General features: G+C 60.8%; 21 protein-coding genes and 1 pseudogene. 15 read left to right on the top strand and 7 right to left on the bottom strand.

What is annotated here, in order from left to right:
* Positions 1 to 11: 11 nt before the first annotated feature.
* A complete protein-coding gene (locus tag AACY08_RS19930; protein ID WP_339471066.1) occupies positions 12 to 152 on the bottom strand; it encodes a hypothetical protein in 141 nt (46 codons plus the stop codon).
* 33 nt (positions 153 to 185) lie between these two features.
* Here AACY08_RS19930 and AACY08_RS19935 point away from each other — a divergent pair.
* A pseudogene (locus AACY08_RS19935) lies at positions 186 to 1,592 on the top strand (phosphomannomutase/phosphoglucomutase); the annotation flags it as partial.
* Between the two features lie 19 nt (positions 1,593 to 1,611).
* The gene (argB, locus tag AACY08_RS19940) at positions 1,612 to 2,517 is read left to right on the top strand and encodes an acetylglutamate kinase (protein ID WP_339471068.1); all 906 of its coding nucleotides are present in this window, start codon (positions 1,612 to 1,614) and stop codon (positions 2,515 to 2,517) included.
* Positions 2,518 to 2,714: 197 nt separating this feature from the next.
* Here the strand turns inward: argB and pyrE are convergent, their stop codons facing one another.
* Entirely contained in the window at positions 2,715 to 3,359 is a 645-nt protein-coding gene (gene pyrE, locus AACY08_RS19945) for an orotate phosphoribosyltransferase (protein WP_339471070.1), read from the bottom strand.
* An 82-nt stretch (positions 3,360 to 3,441) separates the two neighbouring features.
* On the opposite strand from pyrE, the gene AACY08_RS19950 reads away from it, so the two are divergent.
* Positions 3,442 to 4,221: an exodeoxyribonuclease III gene (locus AACY08_RS19950; protein ID WP_003195493.1), complete on the top strand. Its 780-nt coding sequence runs from the start codon at positions 3,442 to 3,444 to the stop codon at positions 4,219 to 4,221.
* 58 nt (positions 4,222 to 4,279) lie between these two features.
* On the opposite strand, the gene AACY08_RS19955 is transcribed toward AACY08_RS19950, so the two are convergent.
* The gene (locus AACY08_RS19955) at positions 4,280 to 4,648 is read right to left on the bottom strand and encodes a DUF4870 domain-containing protein (RefSeq protein ID WP_065875476.1); all 369 of its coding nucleotides are present in this window, start codon (positions 4,646 to 4,648) and stop codon (positions 4,280 to 4,282) included.
* 22 nt (positions 4,649 to 4,670) lie between these two features.
* Positions 4,671 to 5,393 (bottom strand): ribonuclease PH, encoded by a 723-nt coding sequence (gene rph / locus AACY08_RS19960; RefSeq protein WP_003213280.1) that lies wholly within the window; start codon positions 5,391 to 5,393, stop codon positions 4,671 to 4,673.
* Between the two features lie 186 nt (positions 5,394 to 5,579).
* Between rph and AACY08_RS19965 the strand changes: the two genes are divergently transcribed.
* The 6 genes from AACY08_RS19965 to AACY08_RS19990 all read left to right on the top strand — a co-directional run bounded on the left by AACY08_RS19965 (position 5,580) and on the right by AACY08_RS19990 (position 10,890).
* Positions 5,580 to 6,443 (top strand): YicC/YloC family endoribonuclease, encoded by an 864-nt coding sequence (locus AACY08_RS19965; RefSeq protein WP_339471071.1) that lies wholly within the window; start codon positions 5,580 to 5,582, stop codon positions 6,441 to 6,443.
* Positions 6,444 to 6,453: 10 nt separating this feature from the next.
* Positions 6,454 to 7,074 (top strand): guanylate kinase, encoded by a 621-nt coding sequence (gene gmk / locus AACY08_RS19970; protein ID WP_065875477.1) that lies wholly within the window; start codon positions 6,454 to 6,456, stop codon positions 7,072 to 7,074.
* 167 nt (positions 7,075 to 7,241) lie between these two features.
* On the top strand, positions 7,242 to 7,505 hold the full coding sequence (gene rpoZ / locus AACY08_RS19975; protein ID WP_003176920.1) for a DNA-directed RNA polymerase subunit omega: 264 nt from the start codon (positions 7,242 to 7,244) through the stop codon (positions 7,503 to 7,505).
* 60 nt (positions 7,506 to 7,565) lie between these two features.
* The gene (spoT, locus tag AACY08_RS19980) at positions 7,566 to 9,671 is read left to right on the top strand and encodes a bifunctional GTP diphosphokinase/guanosine-3',5'-bis pyrophosphate 3'-pyrophosphohydrolase (RefSeq protein WP_339415086.1); all 2,106 of its coding nucleotides are present in this window, start codon (positions 7,566 to 7,568) and stop codon (positions 9,669 to 9,671) included.
* 39 nt (positions 9,672 to 9,710) lie between these two features.
* On the top strand, positions 9,711 to 10,091 hold the full coding sequence (locus tag AACY08_RS19985) for a RidA family protein (RefSeq protein ID WP_339471072.1): 381 nt from the start codon (positions 9,711 to 9,713) through the stop codon (positions 10,089 to 10,091).
* Between the two features lie 58 nt (positions 10,092 to 10,149).
* On the top strand, positions 10,150 to 10,890 hold the full coding sequence (locus AACY08_RS19990) for a hypothetical protein (protein WP_339471074.1): 741 nt from the start codon (positions 10,150 to 10,152) through the stop codon (positions 10,888 to 10,890).
* A 69-nt stretch (positions 10,891 to 10,959) separates the two neighbouring features.
* Here AACY08_RS19990 and AACY08_RS19995 read toward each other — a convergent pair whose 3' ends face one another.
* Entirely contained in the window at positions 10,960 to 11,811 is an 852-nt protein-coding gene (locus tag AACY08_RS19995) for an SDR family oxidoreductase (RefSeq protein ID WP_339471076.1), read from the bottom strand.
* Between the two features lie 187 nt (positions 11,812 to 11,998).
* Here AACY08_RS19995 and exbB point away from each other — a divergent pair, with 187 nt between their 5' ends.
* The 6 genes from exbB (at position 11,999) to AACY08_RS20025 (ending at position 18,951) form a co-directional block, all read left to right on the top strand.
* A complete protein-coding gene (gene exbB, locus AACY08_RS20000) occupies positions 11,999 to 12,976 on the top strand; it encodes a tonB-system energizer ExbB (RefSeq protein ID WP_339471078.1) in 978 nt (325 codons plus the stop codon).
* 6 nt (positions 12,977 to 12,982) lie between these two features.
* Positions 12,983 to 13,408 (top strand): TonB system transport protein ExbD, encoded by a 426-nt coding sequence (gene exbD / locus AACY08_RS20005; protein ID WP_017526806.1) that lies wholly within the window; start codon positions 12,983 to 12,985, stop codon positions 13,406 to 13,408.
* Complete coding sequence (locus AACY08_RS20010; protein ID WP_339415081.1) at positions 13,405 to 14,154, top strand: energy transducer TonB; 750 nt, start codon at positions 13,405 to 13,407, stop codon at positions 14,152 to 14,154. Before exbD ends, AACY08_RS20010 begins: the two co-directional genes overlap by 4 nt.
* Before the next feature lie 246 nt (positions 14,155 to 14,400).
* Positions 14,401 to 15,321 (top strand): hydrogen peroxide-inducible genes activator, encoded by a 921-nt coding sequence (locus tag AACY08_RS20015; RefSeq protein ID WP_003213305.1) that lies wholly within the window; start codon positions 14,401 to 14,403, stop codon positions 15,319 to 15,321.
* Positions 15,322 to 15,329: 8 nt separating this feature from the next.
* On the top strand, positions 15,330 to 17,405 hold the full coding sequence (recG, locus tag AACY08_RS20020) for an ATP-dependent DNA helicase RecG (RefSeq protein WP_339415080.1): 2,076 nt from the start codon (positions 15,330 to 15,332) through the stop codon (positions 17,403 to 17,405).
* 145 nt (positions 17,406 to 17,550) lie between these two features.
* Positions 17,551 to 18,951: an aminoacyl-tRNA deacylase and HDOD domain-containing protein gene (locus tag AACY08_RS20025; protein WP_339471080.1), complete on the top strand. Its 1,401-nt coding sequence runs from the start codon at positions 17,551 to 17,553 to the stop codon at positions 18,949 to 18,951.
* Between the two features lie 49 nt (positions 18,952 to 19,000).
* Here AACY08_RS20025 and AACY08_RS20030 read toward each other — a convergent pair whose 3' ends face one another.
* On the bottom strand, positions 19,001 to 19,381 hold the full coding sequence (locus tag AACY08_RS20030) for a helicase (protein WP_065948786.1): 381 nt from the start codon (positions 19,379 to 19,381) through the stop codon (positions 19,001 to 19,003).
* A 124-nt stretch (positions 19,382 to 19,505) separates the two neighbouring features.
* Positions 19,506 to 20,432 (bottom strand): type VI secretion system-associated lipoprotein TagQ, encoded by a 927-nt coding sequence (tagQ, locus tag AACY08_RS20035; RefSeq protein WP_339471082.1) that lies wholly within the window; start codon positions 20,430 to 20,432, stop codon positions 19,506 to 19,508.
* Between the last annotated feature and the right edge of the window lie 20 nt (positions 20,433 to 20,452).

The following is a 20,452-nucleotide window of genomic DNA, read 5'->3' on the forward strand; positions in this document are numbered from 1 at the left end:
CGCGGATTTTATCAGCGAGATTTCTCCATATAAATCAACGCATTACGCAGAAAACAAGTCGGAGCCAGCACGCCGATGGCATTTTTGCACCACGAACTCTCTGCCGAAAACACCGTCATACCCTTCAGTTTGAGCCTGCCGGTCAGCCACATTGAGGCTAGCCTTGCCCCCTTCAGATGGAGTTTCCCCCCGCGATGAGTACCGCAGCCCGCGTAGCCCCGACATTCCCCGACAGCATCTTTCGCGCCTATGACATTCGTGGCGTGGTGCCCAAGACCCTGACTGCCGAAACAGCCTACTGGATTGGCCGTGCCATCGGCTCACAGAGCCAGGCCCAGGGCGAGCCCAACGTCTCGGTTGGCCGTGACGGTCGCCTGTCCGGCCCGGAATTGGTGGAACAGTTGATCCAGGGCCTGGCCGACAGCGGTTGCCATGTCAGCGACGTGGGCCTGGTGCCGACGCCTGCGCTGTACTACGCAGCCAACGTACTGGCCGGCAAGTCCGGAGTGATGCTCACCGGCAGCCATAACCCGTCGGACTACAACGGCTTCAAGATCGTCATCGCTGGCGACACCCTGGCCAACGAACAGATCCAGGCCCTGCACAACCGCCTGAAGACCAACAACCTGGCCAGCGGCCAGGGCACCGTCACCAAAGTCGACATCCTGCAGCGCTACTCTGATGAAATCACCGGCGACGTCAAACTCGCACGCCGCCTGAAAGTGGTGGTGGACTGCGGCAACGGCGCGGCCGGCGTGATCGCTCCGCAGTTGCTCGAAGCCCTTAACTGCGAAGTGATCCCCTTGTTCTGCGACGTCGACGGCAACTTCCCGAACCATCACCCAGACCCGGGCAAGCCTGAAAACCTGGTGGACCTGATCGCCAAGGTCAAGGAAACCGGGGCTGACGTGGGCCTGGCCTTCGACGGTGACGGCGACCGCGTGGGTGTGGTGACCGAAACCGGCGAAATCGTGTTCCCGGATCGCCTGCTGATGCTGTTCGCCCGCGATGTGGTGGCGCGCAACCCCAACGCCGAGATCATCTTCGACGTGAAGTGCACCCGCCGCCTCACGCCACTGATCAAGGAATATGGCGGTCGCCCGCTAATGTGGAAGACCGGTCACTCGTTGATCAAAAAGAAAATGAAGGAAACCGGCGCGCTGTTGGCCGGCGAAATGAGCGGCCATGTGTTCTTCAAGGAGCGCTGGTTCGGGTTTGACGACGGCATTTACAGCGCCGCCCGTCTGCTGGAGATCCTCAGCAAGGAAAAATCCACAGCCGAAGAGCTGTTTCAGACCTTCCCGAATGATATTTCTACGCCAGAGATCAATATCCATGTGACCGAGGAGAGCAAATTCAGCATCATTGACGCACTGCACGATGCGCAATGGGGCGAAGGCGCTAACCTGACCACCATTGATGGTGTGCGAGTCGATTACGCCAAAGGCTGGGGCCTGGTTCGCGCGTCCAACACCACACCGGTGCTGGTCCTGCGTTTCGAGGCGGATACCGAGGCTGAGTTGCAGCGCATCAAGGACGTGTTCCACGCCCAGTTGAAACGTGTTGCCCCTGATCTCCAATTACCGTTCTGATTTTTAACCGGAGCCCTGAATGACCCTCGAACGCGAAGCCGCTGCCAACACTGCCAAGGTCCTTTCCGAAGCGTTGCCTTACATCCGACGCTACGTCGGCAAGACGCTGGTGATCAAGTACGGCGGCAATGCCATGGAAAGCGAAGAGCTGAAAACCGGCTTTGCCCGCGACATCGTGTTGATGAAAGCCGTGGGGATCAACCCGGTGGTAGTCCACGGTGGTGGCCCGCAAATCGGCGATCTGCTCAAGCGCTTGTCGATCGAGAGTCACTTCATCGATGGCATGCGCGTCACTGACGCGCAAACCATGGACGTGGTGGAGATGGTCCTCGGCGGCCAGGTCAACAAGGACATCGTCAACCTGATCAACCGCCACGGCGGCAGCGCCATTGGCCTGACCGGCAAGGACGCGGAGCTGATCCGCGCAAAAAAACTGACGGTGACCCGCCAGACGCCGGAGATGACCCAACCGGAAATCATCGACATCGGCCAGGTGGGTGAAGTCATCGGCATCAACACAGACCTGCTGAACCTGCTGGTGAAAGGTGACTTCATCCCGGTGATCGCGCCAATAGGCGTGGGTGAAAACGGCGAGTCCTACAACATCAACGCCGACCTGGTGGCCGGTAAGGTGGCCGAAGCGCTGAAGGCTGAAAAGCTGATGCTGCTGACCAACATCGCCGGCCTGATGGACAAGGAAGGCAAGGTGTTGACCGGCCTGACCACTCAACAAGTGGACGAGTTGATCGCCGACGGCACCATCTACGGCGGCATGCTGCCGAAAATCCGTTGCGCGCTGGAAGCGGTGCAAGGCGGCGTGGGCAGCTCATTGATCCTGGATGGCCGGGTACCGAACGCGATCCTGCTGGAAATCTTCACCGACACGGGTGTGGGCACACTGATCAGTAACCGCAAGCGTCCTTAAACACTGCAAACAAAAAGGCCCCGCTCAATTTGATTGAGCGGGGCCTTTTTTTGGACACTGATTTTGCAGCAATGGGGAGATCCCCTGTGAGAGCGGGCGTGCTCGCGAAAGCGGTGGATCAGTCAGCACCCGTATCACTGAAAGACCGCCTTCGCGAACAAGCCCGCACACACGCCCACTCCACAGGATTTACTGTGTCAGACGCCGAATTGCTCGCGGTACGCACGCACAGCCGGCAGGTGTTGCTTGAGCTGAGGATCATCCTCCAGGAACTGCAGTACCTGGTTCAGCGACACGATGCTCACTACCGGAATACCGAAATCGCGCTCCACTTCCTGAATTGCCGACAACGCTCCGTTGCCACGCTCCTGGCGGTTCAGCGCGATCAGTACACCGGCGGCCTTGGCGCCGTCCTGGGACGCGATGATCTGCATCACTTCGCGGATGGCAGTACCGGCAGTGATCACGTCATCGATGATCAACACATCGCCGGTGAGCGGCGCGCCCACCAGGCTGCCACCTTCGCCATGGGCCTTGGCCTCTTTGCGGTTGAAGCACCACGGCAGGTCCCGCCCGTGATGCTCAGCCAGTGCCACGGCAGTCGCAGCTGCCAGGGGAATGCCCTTGTAGGCCGGACCGAACAAAACGTCGAAGGAAATACCGCTTTCAACGATGGCTGCCGCGTAGAAACGACCCAACTGAGCCAGGGCCGAACCCGAGTTGAACAAGCCTGCATTGAAAAAGTACGGGCTGGTGCGCCCGGACTTCAGAGTGAACTCACCGAAGCGCAAAACGCCGCGATCGATGGCAAAACGAATGAAATCGCGTTGATACGCCTGCATGAAAAAAGCCTCAGATACCACGGATTTAGCTAATTAGGTAGACGGCGTGTATCATACACGCACGCGATTTTTGGGGCCATTTATGCGGATCATCAGTGTGAACGTTAATGGTATTCAGGCTGCAGTCGAGCGTGGTTTGCTCAGTTGGCTGCAAGCCCAGAATGCCGACGTCATCTGCCTGCAGGATACCCGCGCCTCCGCCTTTGAACTGGACGACCCAGCCTTCCAACTGGATGGCTACTTCCTTTATGCCTGCGATGCCGAAGTGCCCACCCAAGGTGGCGTGGCTTTGTATTCGCGGTTGCAACCCAAGGCGGTCATCAGCGGCCTCGGCTTCGAGACAGCCGACCGCTACGGGCGCTACCTGCAAGCCGATTTCGATAAGGTCAGCATCGCGACCTTGCTGCTCCCTTCGGGGCAGAACGGCGATGAAGACTTGAACCAGAAGTTCAAGCTAATGGACGATTTCGCCCGTTATCTGGATAAACAGCGGCGCAAACGTCGCGAGTACATTTATTGTGGCTCGCTGTACGTGGCGCAACAAAAGCTGGATATCAAGAACTGGCGCGACAGCCAGCAATCCCCGGGCTTCCTGGCGCCAGAGCGCGCCTGGATGGACGAGATTGTCGGCAACATGGGCTATGTGGATGCCCTGCGCGAAGTCAGCCGCGAAGGCGACCAGTACAGCTGGTGGCCGGACAACGAACAGGCTGAGATGCTTAACCTGGGCTGGCGTTTCGACTACCAGTTGCTGACCCCAGGTCTGCGCCGGTTCGTTCGCAGCGCACGCCTGCCGCGCCAGCCGCGCTTCTCGCAGCACGCGCCGCTGATCGTGGACTACGACTGGACACTGACTATCTAAGGTCTTTTTCCAGGCACAAAAAAACCGACATCGCTGTCGGTTTTTTTGTGCCTGTTCATTATTTGATCACGCGCCAGGTCAAGGGATAGCGATAGGCAATGCCCTTGTTGGCCTTGATGCTACCAATGATGGTCAGCACCACCGTGGCGATCGCCAGGGCGAACATCAGGAAAAACCCAACCACCGCGAAGGCCAGCACGATGCAAACCATCCAGGCGATGGCCACGGTGATCTGGAAGTTCAGGGCTTCCTTGCCCTGATCATCAATGAACGGGTCCACTTCCTTCTTCATCTGCCACAGGATCAGCGGCCCCACGACACTGCCGAAGGGGAACACAAACCCCAGAAACGCCGCGAGATGGCACAACATTGCCCCCTGACGCACTTCGTAGGAAGGCGTAGGCACCGGCATCTGGCTGTCATTCATGGCGTTTCTCCTTGAGGCCGACTCAGTCAGCCAGGGCGGCGTTCTGCAGTTCGAAAATCTCGGTCATGCCTTTCTGGGCCAAGGCCAGCATCGCGTTCAGATCAGCCGGCTGGAACGGCGCGCCTTCGGCAGTGCCCTGCACTTCGATGAAGCCACCCGTGCTGGTCATCACCACGTTCAGGTCGGTCTCGGCGGCCGAGTCTTCCAGGTAGTCGAGGTCCAGCACAGGCTCGCCCTGGTACATGCCTACCGATACGGCAGCGATCATTTGCTTGAGCGGGTCACCGCCTTTCAGGCCGCCACGCTTCTTGATCACTTTGAGTGCATCAACCAGGGCGACCATGGCGCCGGTGATGGACGCGGTGCGGGTGCCGCCGTCGGCCTGGATCACGTCGCAGTCGACGTACAGGGTCACGTCGCCCAGCTTGGACATATCCAGGGCTGCGCGCAGGGAACGACCGATCAAGCGCTGGATTTCCAGGGTGCGGCCGCCTTGCTTGCCACGGCTGGCTTCACGCTGGTTACGCTCACCGGTGGCACGCGGCAGCATGCCGTACTCGGCGGTCAACCAACCCTGGCCCTGACCTTTAAGGAAACGCGGTACGCCGTTTTCGACGCTGACGGTGCAGATCACCTTGGTATCGCCAAACTCGACCAGTACAGACCCCTCGGCGTGTTTGGTGTAGTTGCGGGTGATGCGGATCGAGCGGAGCTGATCGGCAGCGCGACCACTTGGACGTTTCATAGGGAGACACCTGTACTGAGGACGAAAAACTGCCGAGCATTATAGAGCCGCGAGCCGATTCGGGGCACTGCTAAAAAATCCTGTTACGAATGGTCGAGTTTGGGCGTGCTCGCCCCACTGCGCTACAATCCTGCGCCTTCTTAACCATCAGCCCGTGATTGCGGGACTGCAACGCGAGGTACCTCCATGGTGCACAGCATGACCGCCTTCGCCCGCGTCGAAAAAGCCGGCGTACAAGGCACCCTGAGCTGGGAGCTGCGCTCGGTCAACAGCCGCTACCTGGAACCGCACCTGCGTCTGCCGGAGTCATTCCGCGACCTCGAAGGCGCCGTGCGTGAGGCGCTGCGCCAGGGCATCTCCCGTGGCAAGCTGGAATGCACCCTGCGCTTTACCGAGGAAACCACCGGCAAGCCGCTGCAGGTTGATCGCGACCGCGCGGCACAATTGGTGGCCGCCGCCGAGACCATCGCCGGCCTGATCAAGCAACCTGCCGCGCTCAACCCACTGGAAGTGCTGGCTTGGCCTGGCGTATTGGTGGCCGACGCCACCGACCCGCAAGCCCTCAACGCCGAAGCCCTCGCCCTGTTCAACCAGGGCTTGAAGGAGCTCAAGGCCGGCCGCGAGCGCGAAGGCGCCGAGCTGGCACGCCTGATCAGCGAGCGTCTTACCTCCATCGAAGCAGACGTGGTCACCCTGCGCGAGCTGGTGCCGCAGATGCTCGCCACCCAGCGCCAGAAGGTGCTCGACCGCTTTACCGACATGAAGGCTGATCTCGACCCGGTGCGCCTGGAACAGGAAATGGTGTTGCTGGCGCAAAAGAGCGACGTCGCCGAGGAGCTTGATCGTCTGAGCACCCACATCCTTGAAGTGCGCCGCGTGCTCAAATCGGGAGGAGCCGCCGGTCGGCGCCTGGACTTCCTGATGCAGGAACTCAACCGCGAAGCCAATACACTGGGCTCCAAGGCGTTCGATCCGCGTAGCACTACGGCTGCGGTCAACCTCAAAGTGTTGATCGAGCAGATGCGCGAACAAGTACAGAATATTGAGTAAGGCAACCTCCATGACCCACAGCACCGGCACCCTTTACATCATTTCCGCCCCCTCGGGCGCGGGCAAAAGCAGCCTCGTCAAGGCCCTGACCGACGCTGACGAGCAGATCCGCATCTCGGTTTCCCACACCACCCGCGCCATGCGCCCGGGTGAGGTGAACGGCGTGCACTATCACTTCGTCGAACGCACCGAGTTCGTCAAGATGATCGAGCACGGCGACTTCCTCGAGCGCGCCGAAGTCTTCGGCAACCTCTACGGCACGTCGCAAAGCCACTTGCAGCAGACCCTGGACGAAGGCCACGACCTGATTCTGGAAATCGACTGGCAGGGCGCCGAGCAAGTGCGCCAGCTGATGCCCAAGGCGCGTTCGATCTTTATCCTGCCTCCTTCGCTTGAAGCCTTGCACCAGCGCTTGAAAAATCGCGGCCAGGACAGCGACGAGATCATCGAAGGCCGCATGCGTGAGGCCGTCAGCGAAATGAGCCATTACGTCGACTATGACTACCTGATCATCAACGACGATTTTGCCCACGCTTTGGACGATTTGAAGGCGATTTTCCGCACCAACCAGCTCCAGCAAAAGCGCCAACAACAGCGTTTCGGCAAATTACTGGCCGAACTGCTCGGCTGATTGGCTCTTCCCAAAACCGCTGCAAGGGCTTTACATTGGCGCTTGTAGCGGTTTTGCGAGGGCCTGAGAAAAATCAGCGCTTCCCTAAACGCTGGTGATTTTTTAAACTGTTTAGTCCGCTTGCCCAACCGGGCAGCGCGCATCTTGCATTCGCTCCGAGGAATACCATGGCCCGCGTAACCGTTGAAGACTGCCTAGAACACGTGGATAACCGCTTTGAGCTGGTCATGCTCTCTACCAAGCGTGCCCGTCAACTGGCCACTGGCGGCAAAGAGCCATTGGTCCAGTGGGAAAACGACAAGCCTACCGTTGTGGCGCTGCGTGAAATCGCTGAAGGGCTGATGAGCTACGAGTTCATCGCCAACGCCGAAATCGTTGAAGACGAACCGCTGTTTGCAGCGTTCGAGGACGAGTCCAACGAGGCCGTCTAAGCCTATGCCTGGTCGACGTAGCACGGCGCGGGGTCACAGCCAACGGCAGGAGTTAACACTTTGCCGAGCATAGACGCCCTCGCCGATCGCTTATCGGCCTACCTCGGCCCAGACCAGGTCAACCTGGTCCGCCGAGCGTATTTCTACGCCGAACAAGCCCACGACGGGCAACGCCGCCGTAGTGGCGAGGCGTATGTCACGCATCCCCTTGCGGTGGCAAATATTCTTGCCGACATGCACATGGACCATCAAAGCCTGATGGCCGCAATGCTGCATGACGTGATCGAAGACACCGGTATCGCCAAAGAAGCGCTGCAAGCGCAGTTCGGTGAAACCGTGGCCGAACTGGTCGACGGGGTCAGCAAACTGACCCAGATGAACTTCGAGACCAAGGCCGAAGCCCAGGCGGAAAACTTCCAGAAGATGGCCATGGCCATGGCCCGCGACATTCGGGTGATTCTGGTCAAGCTGGCAGACCGGCTGCACAACATGCGCACGCTGGAAGTGCTGTCCGGCGAAAAGCGCCGGCGCATCGCCAAGGAAACCCTGGAAATCTACGCGCCCATCGCCAACCGGCTGGGCATGCATGCCATTCGTATCGAGTTCGAAGACCTCGGCTTCAAAGCCATGCACCCGATGCGTTCGGCGCGCATCTACCAGGCGGTCAAACGCGCCCGGGGCAACCGCAAGGAAATCGTCAACAAAATCGAAGAGTCGCTGAGCCATTGCCTCGCGATCGACGAGATCGAAGGCGAAGTCAGCGGGCGGCAGAAGCACCTCTACGGCATCTACAAAAAGATGCGCGGCAAGCGTCGGGCCTTCAACGAGATCATGGACGTGTACGCGTTCCGGATCATCGTCGACAAGGTCGACACCTGCTACCGCGTGCTCGGCGCTGTACATAATTTGTACAAGCCCCTGCCCGGCCGCTTCAAAGACTACATCGCGATTCCCAAGGCCAACGGCTACCAGTCGCTGCATACCACGCTGTTCGGTATGCACGGGGTGCCGATCGAAATCCAGATCCGCACCCGCGAAATGGAAGAGATGGCCAACAACGGCATCGCCGCCCATTGGCTGTACAAATCCAGCGGCGACGAGCAGCCCAAAGGCACACATGCCCGCGCCCGCCAGTGGGTCAAGGGCGTGCTGGAAATGCAGCAACGTGCCGGCAACTCCCTCGAATTTATCGAAAGCGTGAAGATCGACCTGTTCCCGGACGAGGTCTACGTGTTCACGCCCAAAGGCCGGATCATGGAACTGCCCAAAGGCTCCACGGCGGTCGACTTTGCCTACGCAGTGCACACCGACGTGGGCAACAGCTGCATTGCCTGTCGGATCAATCGCCGCCTCGCGCCGCTGTCCGAACCGCTGCAAAGCGGCTCCACGGTCGAGATCGTCAGCGCACCGGGCGCACGCCCGAACCCAGCCTGGCTCAACTTTGTGGTCACCGGCAAAGCGCGCACACATATCCGTCACGCCCTGAAGCTGCAGCGCCGCTCCGAATCCATCAGCCTCGGCGAACGCCTGCTGAACAAGGTACTTAATGGTTTCGACAGTGCCCTGGACAAAGTTCCTACAGAGCGCGTGCAAGCGATGCTTCACGAGTATCGCCAGGAAACCATCGAAGACCTGCTGGAAGATATCGGCCTGGGCAACCGCATGGCCTACGTCGTCGCCCGCCGCTTGCTCGGCGAAGGTGAACAGCTACCAAGCCCGGAAGGCCCACTGGCGATTCGCGGCACCGAAGGCTTGGTGCTCAGCTACGCCAAGTGTTGCACGCCGATCCCGGGCGACCCGATTGTCGGCCACTTGTCGGCGGGCAAAGGCATGGTGGTGCACCTGGACAACTGCCGGAACATCACCGAAGTCCGTCACAACCCGGAAAAATGCATCCAGCTCTCGTGGGCCAAGGATGTCACCGGCGAATTCAACGTCGAGTTGCGCGTGGAGCTGGAACACCAACGCGGCCTGATCGCCCTGCTGGCCAGCAGCGTCAACGCGGCCGACGGCAATATCGAGAAAATCAGCATGGACGAGCGCGATGGTCGCATCAGCGTGGTCCAGCTGGTGGTCAGCGTGCACGACCGTGTGCACCTAGCCCGCGTGATCAAGAAACTGCGCGCCCTGATCGGTGTGATCCGCATCACCCGTATGCGGGCATAGGGCTTCAAATACGTCACCACCTCTTACAAGGAGTCATAAATGACCAAGACCGTTATCACCAGCGAGAAAGCCCCGGCCGCGATCGGCACTTACTCCCAGGCGATCAAGGCGGGCAACACCGTCTACATGTCCGGCCAGATCCCACTGGACCCGAAGACCATGGAACTGGTGGAAGGCTTTGAAGCACAGACTGTGCAGGTCTTCGAAAACCTCAAGTCGGTTGCTGAAGCTGCCGGTGGTTCGTTCAAGGACATCGTCAAGCTGAACATTTTCCTCACCGACCTGAGCCACTTCGCCAAGGTCAACGAGATCATGGGCAAGTACTTCGAACAGCCGTACCCAGCCCGCGCCGCTATCGGCGTTGCTGCCCTGCCAAAGGGTGCGCAGGTTGAGATGGACGCGATTCTGGTCATCGAGTAAAACACCCGGCGCGGCCCTCCCATAGGCTGCGCCGACTTCGTTTTAAAAGGATTTCATGATGCGCAAAGCGCTTGTAGCCTCATCATTGCTCGCCCTGCTGCTCGGCGGCTGCGCCAGCAACCCTGCCGACCTGGACGTGAGCGGCACCTGGATCAACCAGGTCGCCATCGATGCGGCAGCCAAGGGCGGCCCTTTGCGTGAAGCCCTGCAAAGCTATGGCCCTAACCTCGAATGGGAGGTTAATACCAAGGCCGCGCAGGCGCGCTACTACAACGGTTTTGAAGTAGCCGAAGGCAAGTTGCTGGGTGAGAAATCCGGCGCCTGGAGCGTAGACTTCTACGGCAGCTCAGCCACCGAGCTCAAGCGTAAAGGTGAACAACTGCTGCAATCGGCCAACGACAACGAGCCAGCACAGCTGCTTGCCCGCCCCAAGGACCCCGCGCCGGACGGTGCTCCCATCGGCGCGAACTTTGAGCGTGCGCTTTACGCGGCCTACATGGGCGGCGACTGGAAGATCACCGACGGCTTCGGTAGCGGCGCCATCGTGCAGTTCCAGGCTGACGGCAAGGTTGTCGGCTTGCCTAATGTTGATCGGTACTCGCTGTGCCTGGCCGGTGATTGCGCCTCGATGAGCGGCGGCTATGACAGCATCTGGCTGCAACTCAACGGCCAGGGCAACCCGTGGATTTTTGTGCGCAAGGGCAAGCAGCTGGAAATCTTCCAGGCGATCAATACTGCGGGAGCGGATGAAGTGCCTTCGTTTACGCCCGGACCGCGGCAGTGGTTGCTGGAAAAGTAATTAAGCAGCCAAACACAGATTCAAATGTGGGCGCGGCGCACCGCCGCTCCCATATTTTTTAACTGTGTTTCAGCCTCTGAGGATCGCCGCGTAGCCTTCGCGGTAAGTTGGATAGGTCGGCGTCCAACCCAGCGCCTTCGCCCGCGGATTACTGCATCGCTTGCTGCCCGCACGACGCACACTCGCATCCTCGGACCACTCCGTCACACCCAGATACTCGCGCAACCACGCCACCACTTCCGCCAGCGGAGCGGGCGCATCGTCGACGCCGATGTAGATCTCATCCAGCGAGCCACCCTGCTCCACATGCCGCAACAAAAACGCCAACAAGCCCGCCGCATCATCCGCATGAATCCGGTTGCCATATAAAGGCGGATCAATTGCGACACGGTAGCCCTGGCGAACCTGGGTCAGCAGCCATTCGCGGCCTGGGCCATAAATACCGGTCAATCGGACGATGCTGGCCGGAATGCCACTATTGAGCGCCACTTGCTCAGCCTCCAGCATCACTTGCCCGGAATAACCCTTGGCTTGAGTCTCCGACGTTTCGTCGACCCACTCTCCATTCTGCTGCCCATAGACGCTGCTGCTGGAAACAAACAACAAATGTTTCGGCTCCTGACCGTAGTCGCCCAACCACTCCAGTACGTGTTTCAGCCCTTCTACATAAGCGGCGCGATAGCCGGCTTCGTCGTGGTCAGTCGCGGCGGCGCAGTACACCAGGTAATCCACCCCGCCGATCGGCCAGGTGTCAGGGCAATCCTTGTTGAACAGGTCGCCAGCAATGCCTATCACACCGTCAGGGAGCCGCGAAATATCCCGCCGCAAGCCATGCACCTCCCATCCCGAGGCGAGCAATTGGCTTGCCAGCCGACTACCTACATCGCCACAGCCGGCAATCACAACAGAAGGCGCTGACATCACAAAACTCCGTATTGAAAGGTCTAGGTTAGCCGCCTCGGTGGATCGCCGGCCAGAAAAAGCATAAATAAAGTTACTGTATTACTTTTGTTAACAAGAATTACTTGCAATAATAACCGCCCATTTGTCCTCGACCCCTTGGGTCTGGAAGGACGATCACTCATTTTTTTACTCAGGTCCGGCCAGCATGACACGTAATACAACCCCCGCTTCGCCAACCAAGCTTCACAGCCCGTCCCGCGCTTGGCGCGCGATTGCTGCGCTGCTGTTCAGCGTTCTGCTGGCACCGACCGCCGCCTTGGCTGATGCCACCGCGCCAGCTACCCCGCCTGCTGCTGCCGCACCGGCAGCTGCTGCCGCACCGGCCGCCGCGCCAGCCGCTACCGACCCGGCCCAGGCTGCTGACCCAGCCTCCGCCGACGACACCGGCGTAGTTCTGGAAGAAGACAACACCTTGGGCATGGCCCACGACCTGTCGCCGTGGGGCATGTATCAGAACGCCGACGTCGTGGTGAAAGCCGTCATGATCGGCCTGGCCATTGCCTCGATCATCACCTGGACCATCTGGATCGCCAAAGGCCTCGAACTGCTGGGTGCCAAGCGTCGCCTGCGCAGCGAAATCGTCCACCTGAAAAAGGCCACCACCCTTAAGGAAGCGAGCGAAAGCGCGACCAAGAAAGGCACTCTGGCCAACACCCTGGTGCACGACGCGCTGGAAGAAATGCGCCTGTCGGCCAACGCCCGCGAAAAAGAAGGCATCAAGGAACGCGTGGCCTTCCGCCTGGAGCGCCTAGTGGCGGCCTGCGGTCGAAACATGAGCAGCGGCACCGGCGTGCTGGCAACCATCGGCTCGACCGCACCCTTCGTCGGCCTGTTCGGTACCGTGTGGGGCATCATGAACAGCTTCATCGGCATCGCCAAAACCCAAACCACCAACCTTGCCGTCGTTGCCCCCGGCATCGCCGAAGCCCTGCTGGCTACTGCACTGGGCCTGGTTGCCGCGATTCCTGCGGTAGTGATCTACAACGTCTTCGCCCGCTCGATAGCCGGCTACAAGGCCCAGGTATCGGACGCGTCGGCTGAAGTCCTGCTGCTGGTCAGCCGCGACCTCGATCACCTGCCTACCGAGCGCAGCTCGCAACCGCACATGGTGAAAGTGGGGTAATCGGCCATGGGCCTGCATTTGAATCAAGGCGACGACGAACTCGTCGAGAACCACGAAATCAACGTCACGCCGTTTATCGACGTGATGCTGGTGCTGCTGATCATCTTCATGGTGGCCGCACCGTTGGCGACCGTGGACATCAAGGTTGACCTGCCCGCGTCCAGCGCCAAGCCGGCGCCGCGGCCGGAAAAACCCATCTTCCTCAGCGTCAAGGCGGACCAACGCCTGTTCCTGGGTGAAGAAGAAGTCAAGACGGAAACCCTGGGGCCGGTGCTCGACGCCAAGACCCAAGGCAAGAAAGACACGACGATCTTCTTCCAGGCTGACAAAGGCGTGGACTATGGCGACCTGATGAGCGTGATGGACGCCCTGCGGGCAGCCGGCTACCTCAAGGTAGGCCTGGTTGGACTTGAGACGGCAGCCAAGAAATGATCACAACGCGCCACAAACTGACGCGTTATGGCACCAGCCTCGCCGTCGTACTGGGCGTGCATGCCGTCGCGATCGCTATCGCGCTGCATTGGTCAGCGCCGCGTACGGTGCAGTTGCCACCGGCCGCCATGGTCATCGACCTGGCACCGATGCCAGCCCCACCGCCGCCTGCACCGCCCAAGGTGGTCACTCCGCCGCAACCGCCTGCACCGGTCGAAGAGCTGCCCCTGCCGAAAATGGCCGAGGCACCCAAGCCGACGATCCAGGCGCCCAAGCCGGTCAAGCCCAAGCCAAAACCGCAGCCGCCCAAGCCTGTGGAGAAAAAGATCGAGCCACCCAAGGAGAAACCCTCCGAGGAACCGCCGAGCGACGCTCCACCAACTAACACGCCAGCGGAAAAATCGGCCCAGCCCGTGCCTGGCCCTTCGCCGCAACAGGTCGCCGCCAAAGCGTCTTGGGAAGGCGCACTGTTGGCGCACTTGCAGAAGTACAAGAAGTACCCACCAGGTGCCCAGGCTCGTGGCAAAGAAGGCCTGAACCGCCTGAAGTTTGTGGTGGATGCCGAAGGCAACGTGCTGTCCTATGAGTTGGTGGGCCGCTCCGGCAATGCCGACCTGGACCGCGCGACCCTGGACATGATCCGTCGTGCCCAGCCGCTGCCCAAGCCACCAGCCTATATGTTGAAAGGCGGCAGCATCGAGATCGTTGCACCGTTCGTGTACAACATTGAGAAGCGTCGCCGCTGAAGGTTGCAGGAGTCAGCTTGTGTGGGAACGGGCTTGCCTGCGATAGCATCACCTTGGTGCAACTGATAGACCGAGGTGCTTGCATCGCTGGCAAGCCCGCTCCCACATTTGATTTCACTGCCTCAAAAAATCCGTTTTTCAGCTAAATCCTCCGCACTCCCCGCTCAATCCCAACCAAAGTTCTGATAACGTGCGTCTATCGATTGCAGCCGGTATGCTTGGCCCGCAACCTCATGGACGCCCGCTATGACTCTTACAGAATTACGCTACATCGTTACCCTCGCCCAAGAGCAGCACTTCGGCCACGCGGCCGAGCGTTGCCACGTCAGCCAGCCGACGCTGTCGGTGGGCGTGAAAAAGCTTGAAGACGAACTCGGTGTGCTGATTTTCGAGCGCAGCAAGAGCGCCGTGCGCCTCACCCCGGTGGGCGAAGGCATCGTGGCCCAGGCCCAGAAGGTGCTGGAGCAGGCGCAAAGCATTCGCGAACTGGCCCAGGCCGGCAAAAACCAGCTGACCGCACCGCTGAAAGTCGGCGCCATCTACACCGTCGGCCCATACTTGTTTCCGCACCTGATCCCGCAACTGCATCGCGTTGCGCCGCAGATGCCGCTGTATATCGAAGAAAACTTCACCCACGTATTGCGCGACAAACTGCGCAACGGCGAGTTGGACGCGATCATCATCGCCTTACCGTTCAACGAAGCAGACGTACTGACCCTGCCGCTCTACGACGAGCCGTTCTACGTGTTGATGCCCGCCTCCCATCCGTGGACACAAAAAGACACCATCGATGCCGGCCTGCTCAACGACAAGAGCCTGCTGCTGCTCGGCGAAGGCCACTGCTTCCGCGACCAGGTGCTGGAAGCCTGCCCGACCCTGACCAAGGGCAACGACGGTGCCAAGCACACCACCGTGGAATCCAGTTCCCTGGAAACCATTCGCCACATGGTCGCTTCCGGCCTGGGCATTTCAATCCTGCCGCTGTCGGCGGTGGACAGCCATCACTACGCCCCCGGCGTCATCGCAGTGCGCCCACTGACGCCGCCGGTGCCGTTCCGCACCGTGGCGATCGCCTGGCGCGCCAGCTTCCCACGGCCCAAAGCGATTGAGATCCTCGCCGACTCGATCCGCCTGTGTTCGGTGGCCAAGCCGCCTGCCGCGAGCTGAGCAACAATATGACGGAGCTGTCGCAGGTGTCGGTGACGGCACTCAAGGGTGTCGGCGAGGCCATGGCCGAGAAGCTGGCCAAGGTCGGCCTGGAGAACCTCCAGGACGTGCTGTTTCACCTGCCCCTGCGCTACCAGGATCGTACCCGCGTGGTGCCCATCGGCCATCTGCGCCCTGGGCAGGATGCGGTGGTCGAAGGCACCGTCAGCGGCGCCGACGTGGTGATGGGCAAGCGCCGTAGCCTGGTCGTGCGCCTGCAGGACGGTACCGGTGGCCTGAGCCTGCGCTTCTACCATTTCAGCAATGCGCAGAAGGAAGGCCTCAAACGCGGCACACGCGTGCGTTGCTATGGCGAAGCGCGGCCCGGCGCGTCGGGCCTGGAGATCTACCACCCGGAATACCGCGCCATCACGGGCGACGAACCGCCGCCGGTCGACACTACACTTACCCCGATCTACCCGCTCACCGAGGGCTTGACCCAGCAGCGCCTGCGCCAACTGTGCATGCAGACCCTGGCGATGCTTGGCCCGAAGAGCCTGCCCGACTGGCTGCCCCTGGAGCTGGCCCGCGACTATCAACTGGCGCCGCTGGACGATGCGATTCGCTACCTGCATCACCCGCCCGCCGACGCCGATGTCGATGAACTGGCGCTGGGTCATCACTGGGCCCAGCACCGCTTGGCCTTTGAAGAACTGCTGACCCACCAACTGTCCCAGCAACGCCTGCGCGAGAGCATGCGTTCCCTGCGCGCCCCGGCGATGCCCAAGGCAACGCGTTTGCCTGCCCAATACCTGGCCAACCTCGGCTTCGCGCCGACCGGTGCCCAGCAGCGCGTCGGCAATGAAATCGCCTACGACCTCAGCCAGAAAGAGCCAATGCTGCGGCTGATCCAGGGCGACGTGGGCGCGGGCAAGACCGTGGTCGCCGCCCTCGCTGCCTTGCAAGCCCTGGAAGCCGGTTACCAGGTGGCGCTGATGGCACCCACCGAGATTCTCGCCGAGCAACACTTCATCACCTTCAAGCGCTGGCTCGAACCGCTGGGCCTGGAAGTCGCGTGGCTGGCAGGCAAGCTCAAGGGCAAGGTGCGTGCCGCCGCGCTGGAGCAAATCGCCGGTGGCGCACCGATGGTGGTGGGCACCCACGCACTGTTCCAGGAGGAAGTGAAGTTCAAGAACCTCGCCCTGGTGATCATTGACGAACAGCACCGCTTCGGCGTGCAACAGCGCCTGGCCCTACGCCAGAAAGGCGTGGGTGGCCGGATGAACCCGCACCAGTTGATCATGACCGCGACGCCGATCCCGCGCACCCTGGCCATGAGCGCCTACGCCGACCTCGACACTTCGATCCTCGACGAATTGCCGCCCGGCCGTACCCCGGTCAACACGGTGCTGGTCACCGACACCCGCCGTGTCGAAGTGATCGAGCGCGTACGCGGTGCCTGTGCCGAAGGCCGCCAGGCCTACTGGGTGTGCACGCTGATCGAAGAGTCCGAAGAGCTGACCTGCCAGGCCGCCGAGACCACCTTTGAAGACCTCACCAGCGCCCTGGGTGAGCTCAAGGTCGGGCTGATCCACGGGCGCATGAAGCCTGCGGAAAAGGCCGCGGTGATGGCCGAATTCAAGGCCGGCAACCTGCAACTGCTGGTGGCCACTACCGTGATCGAGGTGGGGGTGGACGTGCCCAATGCCAGCCTGATGATCATCGAAAACCCCGAGCGCCTGGGCTTGGCGCAACTGCACCAGTTACGCGGTCGTGTCGGGCGGGGCAGCGCAGCCAGCCATTGCGTGCTGCTGTACCATCCGCCGCTGTCACAGATCGGGCGCCAGCGCCTGGGCATCATGCGCGAAACCAACGACGGTTTTATCATCGCCGAAAAGGATCTCGAACTGCGCGGCCCCGGCGAAATGCTCGGCACCCGCCAAACCGGCCTGCTGCAATTCAAGGTCGCCGACCTGATGCGCGACGCCGATTTGCTTCCCGCCGTGCGCGATGCGGCGCAAGCATTGATGGAGCGCTGGCCGGAACATGTCAGCCCGTTGCTGGATCGCTGGTTGCGCCATGGGCAGCAATACGGCCAGGTCTGAAGACCGTGTAGGCACTGGCTTGCCGGCGATGGCGCCAGCAGGAACGACAGCCCCCATAGCCAACCGCGTCACAAACCACAGTTAGTCGACCAACTATGTATCAAGCTGGTTATACTTCGTTGAATGTAAGAAATTGGATCAGGCCATGTCAGAAGTTGCCCTCGCCACAGCCCCACTGACCGCCCCGCCGGTCATTCGGGCTCTGCTCGCAAAACTCGCCATCCCCTACACGGAAGTCAGCGATCTACAGGGCCTGAATCCTGCGCAAAAGGTCCAGGCGGTGCTGCTGGAAGATGCGGTGGGCGCACTGATGGTGCTGTTCCCGCAGAACCAGCTGCTCGACCTCAACCGCCTCACCGAACTCACTGGCCGCCGCCTGATCGCCGTGTCGCCGGACCGCGTCGCACGCATGCTCGGCAAACATGACCTGAGCCTGTTGCCGGGCCTGCCGCCGCTCACCAGCTCGCCGTGCCTGTACGAAGGCAGCCTGCTCAACGAGCCGAGTCTGCTGGTGCATTCGGGTGAAGCTGGGCTGTTGCTGGAGATCTCCAGCGACGCCTTCAAGACCATGCTCACCAAGGCCAGCGCCGGCCACTTCGGCGAGCAGCTGAGCAACATCCGCCCCAACCTTGACCGCCCGAATGATGACCGTGAGGAAATCACCCAGGCCATGCAGGCGTTCACCGCGCGCCGCATCCAGCAGCGCCTGGAAGCGACCATCGAGATTCCACCGCTGGCCGACACTGCGCAGAAGATTATCAAGCTGCGTGTCGACCCCAACGCCACCATCGATGACATCACCGGCGTAGTGGAGACCGACCCGGCCCTGGCCGCGCAAGTCGTGAGCTGGGCCGCGTCGCCCTACTACGCGTCGCCGGGCAAGATCCGCTCCGTTGAGGACGCCATCGTGCGCGTGCTCGGCTTTGACCTGGTGATCAGCCTGGCGCTGGGCCTGGCTCTGGGCAAGACCTTGAGCCTGCCCAAGGACAACCCGCACCAAGCCACGCCGTACTGGCATCAGTCGATCTACACCGCCGCCGTAATCGAGGGTCTGACCCGCGCCATGCCGCGCGCCCAGCGCCCGGAAGCCGGCCTGACCTACCTCGCCGGCCTGCTGCACAACTTCGGTTACCTGCTGCTGGCCCACGTGTTCCCGCCGCACTTCTCGCTGATCTGCCGTCACTTGGAGGTCAACCCGCACCTGTGCCACAGCTATGTAGAGCAACACCTGCTGGGCATCAGCCGCGAGCAGATCGGTGCCTGGCTGATGCGCTACTGGGACATGCCGGATGAGTTATCCACCGCGCTGCGCTTCCAGCACGACCCGACTTATGACGGGCAATACGCTGAGTATCCGAACCTGGTGTGTTTGGCCGTGCGCTTGTTGCGCAGCCGAGGGATTGGTTCGGGGCCGGATGAGACGATTCCGGATGCGCTGCTTGAGCGCTTGGGGCTGACGCGGGACAAGGCTGAAGAGGTGGTCGGCAAAGTGCTGGATGCCGAGGTGTTGTTGCGTGAGTTGGCGTCGCAATTCAGTCAGGCTTAACAGCAGCTGCAAGCTTCAAGTAGTCAGCTTCAAGCTTGCAGCTTATGGCTCATCGCTTGGAGCTGCGCTTACGCCCCAAATACTTGGTCAACCCCTGGAACCAGATCACCAGCGCCGGGTTACCCTTGATCTGGATCGACTTGTCTTGAATCCCCGTCATGAACGCCAGTTGCTTGTTCTTCGCCTGCATCGTGGCGAAGCCGTAGGCGGCATCTTTAAAGGCAATGGCAAACGCCGGCGCAGGGTGAACACCTGAGCGGCTGGTGATGCGCTGGTCTTTGACGATGAAGTGACGGGCAACCTTGCCGTCGAGGGTCTGCAGCTGGAAAGCCAGGTCTTTATCACCCAGTTGCTGCTGGAAGGCAGGATTGGTGCGGCTGGCTTTGCCCATCATCAGGCCCAGCACCCACAGCAGAAGACGAAATTTCATGCACACGGCCTCGGTGTAATTATTGAGTGGCCGCAGCAGTTTAACGATTTGCTAAGAGAACGCCACCGATCTTGCGCATTAGCGGAAGATCGGCTGGCGTTTGACGCTTATAGCAGCATGTTACTTAAACGTTTGGGCAAGGTACCGGGGCCCAGTCGGCCAGGTTTGGATCGCGGCAGGCGCCTTCCATCTGAGCCTTGCCAGCGCTGGCGACCTGCTTGCTTTCAGCTTGCTTGGCCTGAACGGCCTGGATGCTCTTCTCGGTGGTGACCGCTTCTTTAGGCACGACCGGCAATTTCTTCTTCTTCGCGACTTTTGGCGGATTCTTGCCTTTCTTGGCCGGAACGACCAGCGGCGCCACGTCGGCTTGGGCCACGGTGACTACGTCATTACGCTGCACGCCTACTTGCTGCAGGTCTTTCTCGTAGGCCTGGGTGTAATTGTTCAGGTCTTCGCTGGCTTTGCCGTTGACCGCGACGATCAGGTCATTGGACTCCTTCAGGCCCGAAACGATTTCCGCCAGGCGCTTGCGGCCTTCAGTCTCGTTGACGGTTTTGGCCTTGCGGTCGGCCACCAGCTTGGTGAATGCGCCCTGGTAGCACTGCTGCGAGGCTTTGGCATAGGCGGTGCTGCGGTCGATGTCGGACGCGCTTTTGTTGAAGTCGGTGGAGTAGGAAGCAATGCGTTGATTGTCATCGCTGATCTGCTTCTGACGCTCGGTGTAGTAACCCGCCGCGCCGCCAGCCAAGGCGCCGCCCGCAGCGCCAATCGCGGCGTTGCGGCCGCGCTTTTCCTTGTCGCCAGTGAAAGCCCCCAGCAGTGCGCCGCCGGCCGCGCCGATGGCCGCGCCAGTGACGACCGACTTGGTCATGTCCGAATCAGTCGCGCGCAGGTGCTGCACCGGCTCGTAGCAGTTCGGGTAGTACTCGACCTTGGTGCTCGACGCGACCTTGGAGGCCGGCGACGTAGCACAACCGGTCAGCACTGTGCTGAAGCCGGCCGCGATCAGCAGCAAGTGACGTTTGGAAACCGCCTTACGGGAAAAAAACATAGATGTGTTCTCTTTTAAGT

The organism is Pseudomonas sp. EL_65y_Pfl1_R83, from assembly GCF_963970695.1.
Classification (GTDB): Bacteria; Pseudomonadota; Gammaproteobacteria; order Pseudomonadales; family Pseudomonadaceae; genus Aquipseudomonas; species Aquipseudomonas tritici.

Bases quoted from the DNA above. Each gene is read 5' to 3' on its own strand.
- AACY08_RS19930 (WP_339471066.1), bottom strand. From the start codon at position 152: ATGTGGCTGACCGGCAGGCTCAAACTGAAGGGTATGACGGTGTTTTCG.
- argB (WP_339471068.1), top strand. From the start codon at position 1,612: ATGACCCTCGAACGCGAAGCCGCTGCCAACACTGCCAAGGTCCTTTCC.
- pyrE (WP_339471070.1), bottom strand. From the start codon at position 3,359: ATGCAGGCGTATCAACGCGATTTCATTCGTTTTGCCATCGATCGCGGC.
- AACY08_RS19950 (WP_003195493.1), top strand. From the start codon at position 3,442: ATGCGGATCATCAGTGTGAACGTTAATGGTATTCAGGCTGCAGTCGAG.
- AACY08_RS19955 (WP_065875476.1), bottom strand. From the start codon at position 4,648: ATGAATGACAGCCAGATGCCGGTGCCTACGCCTTCCTACGAAGTGCGT.
- rph (WP_003213280.1), bottom strand. From the start codon at position 5,393: ATGAAACGTCCAAGTGGTCGCGCTGCCGATCAGCTCCGCTCGATCCGC.
- AACY08_RS19965 (WP_339471071.1), top strand. From the start codon at position 5,580: ATGGTGCACAGCATGACCGCCTTCGCCCGCGTCGAAAAAGCCGGCGTA.
- gmk (WP_065875477.1), top strand. From the start codon at position 6,454: ATGACCCACAGCACCGGCACCCTTTACATCATTTCCGCCCCCTCGGGC.
- rpoZ (WP_003176920.1), top strand. From the start codon at position 7,242: ATGGCCCGCGTAACCGTTGAAGACTGCCTAGAACACGTGGATAACCGC.
- AACY08_RS19985 (WP_339471072.1), top strand. From the start codon at position 9,711: ATGACCAAGACCGTTATCACCAGCGAGAAAGCCCCGGCCGCGATCGGC.
- AACY08_RS19990 (WP_339471074.1), top strand. From the start codon at position 10,150: ATGCGCAAAGCGCTTGTAGCCTCATCATTGCTCGCCCTGCTGCTCGGC.
- AACY08_RS19995 (WP_339471076.1), bottom strand. From the start codon at position 11,811: ATGTCAGCGCCTTCTGTTGTGATTGCCGGCTGTGGCGATGTAGGTAGT.
- exbB (WP_339471078.1), top strand. From the start codon at position 11,999: ATGACACGTAATACAACCCCCGCTTCGCCAACCAAGCTTCACAGCCCG.
- exbD (WP_017526806.1), top strand. From the start codon at position 12,983: ATGGGCCTGCATTTGAATCAAGGCGACGACGAACTCGTCGAGAACCAC.
- AACY08_RS20010 (WP_339415081.1), top strand. From the start codon at position 13,405: ATGATCACAACGCGCCACAAACTGACGCGTTATGGCACCAGCCTCGCC.
- AACY08_RS20015 (WP_003213305.1), top strand. From the start codon at position 14,401: ATGACTCTTACAGAATTACGCTACATCGTTACCCTCGCCCAAGAGCAG.
- recG (WP_339415080.1), top strand. From the start codon at position 15,330: ATGACGGAGCTGTCGCAGGTGTCGGTGACGGCACTCAAGGGTGTCGGC.
- AACY08_RS20025 (WP_339471080.1), top strand. From the start codon at position 17,551: ATGTCAGAAGTTGCCCTCGCCACAGCCCCACTGACCGCCCCGCCGGTC.
- AACY08_RS20030 (WP_065948786.1), bottom strand. From the start codon at position 19,381: ATGAAATTTCGTCTTCTGCTGTGGGTGCTGGGCCTGATGATGGGCAAA.
- tagQ (WP_339471082.1), bottom strand. From the start codon at position 20,432: ATGTTTTTTTCCCGTAAGGCGGTTTCCAAACGTCACTTGCTGCTGATC.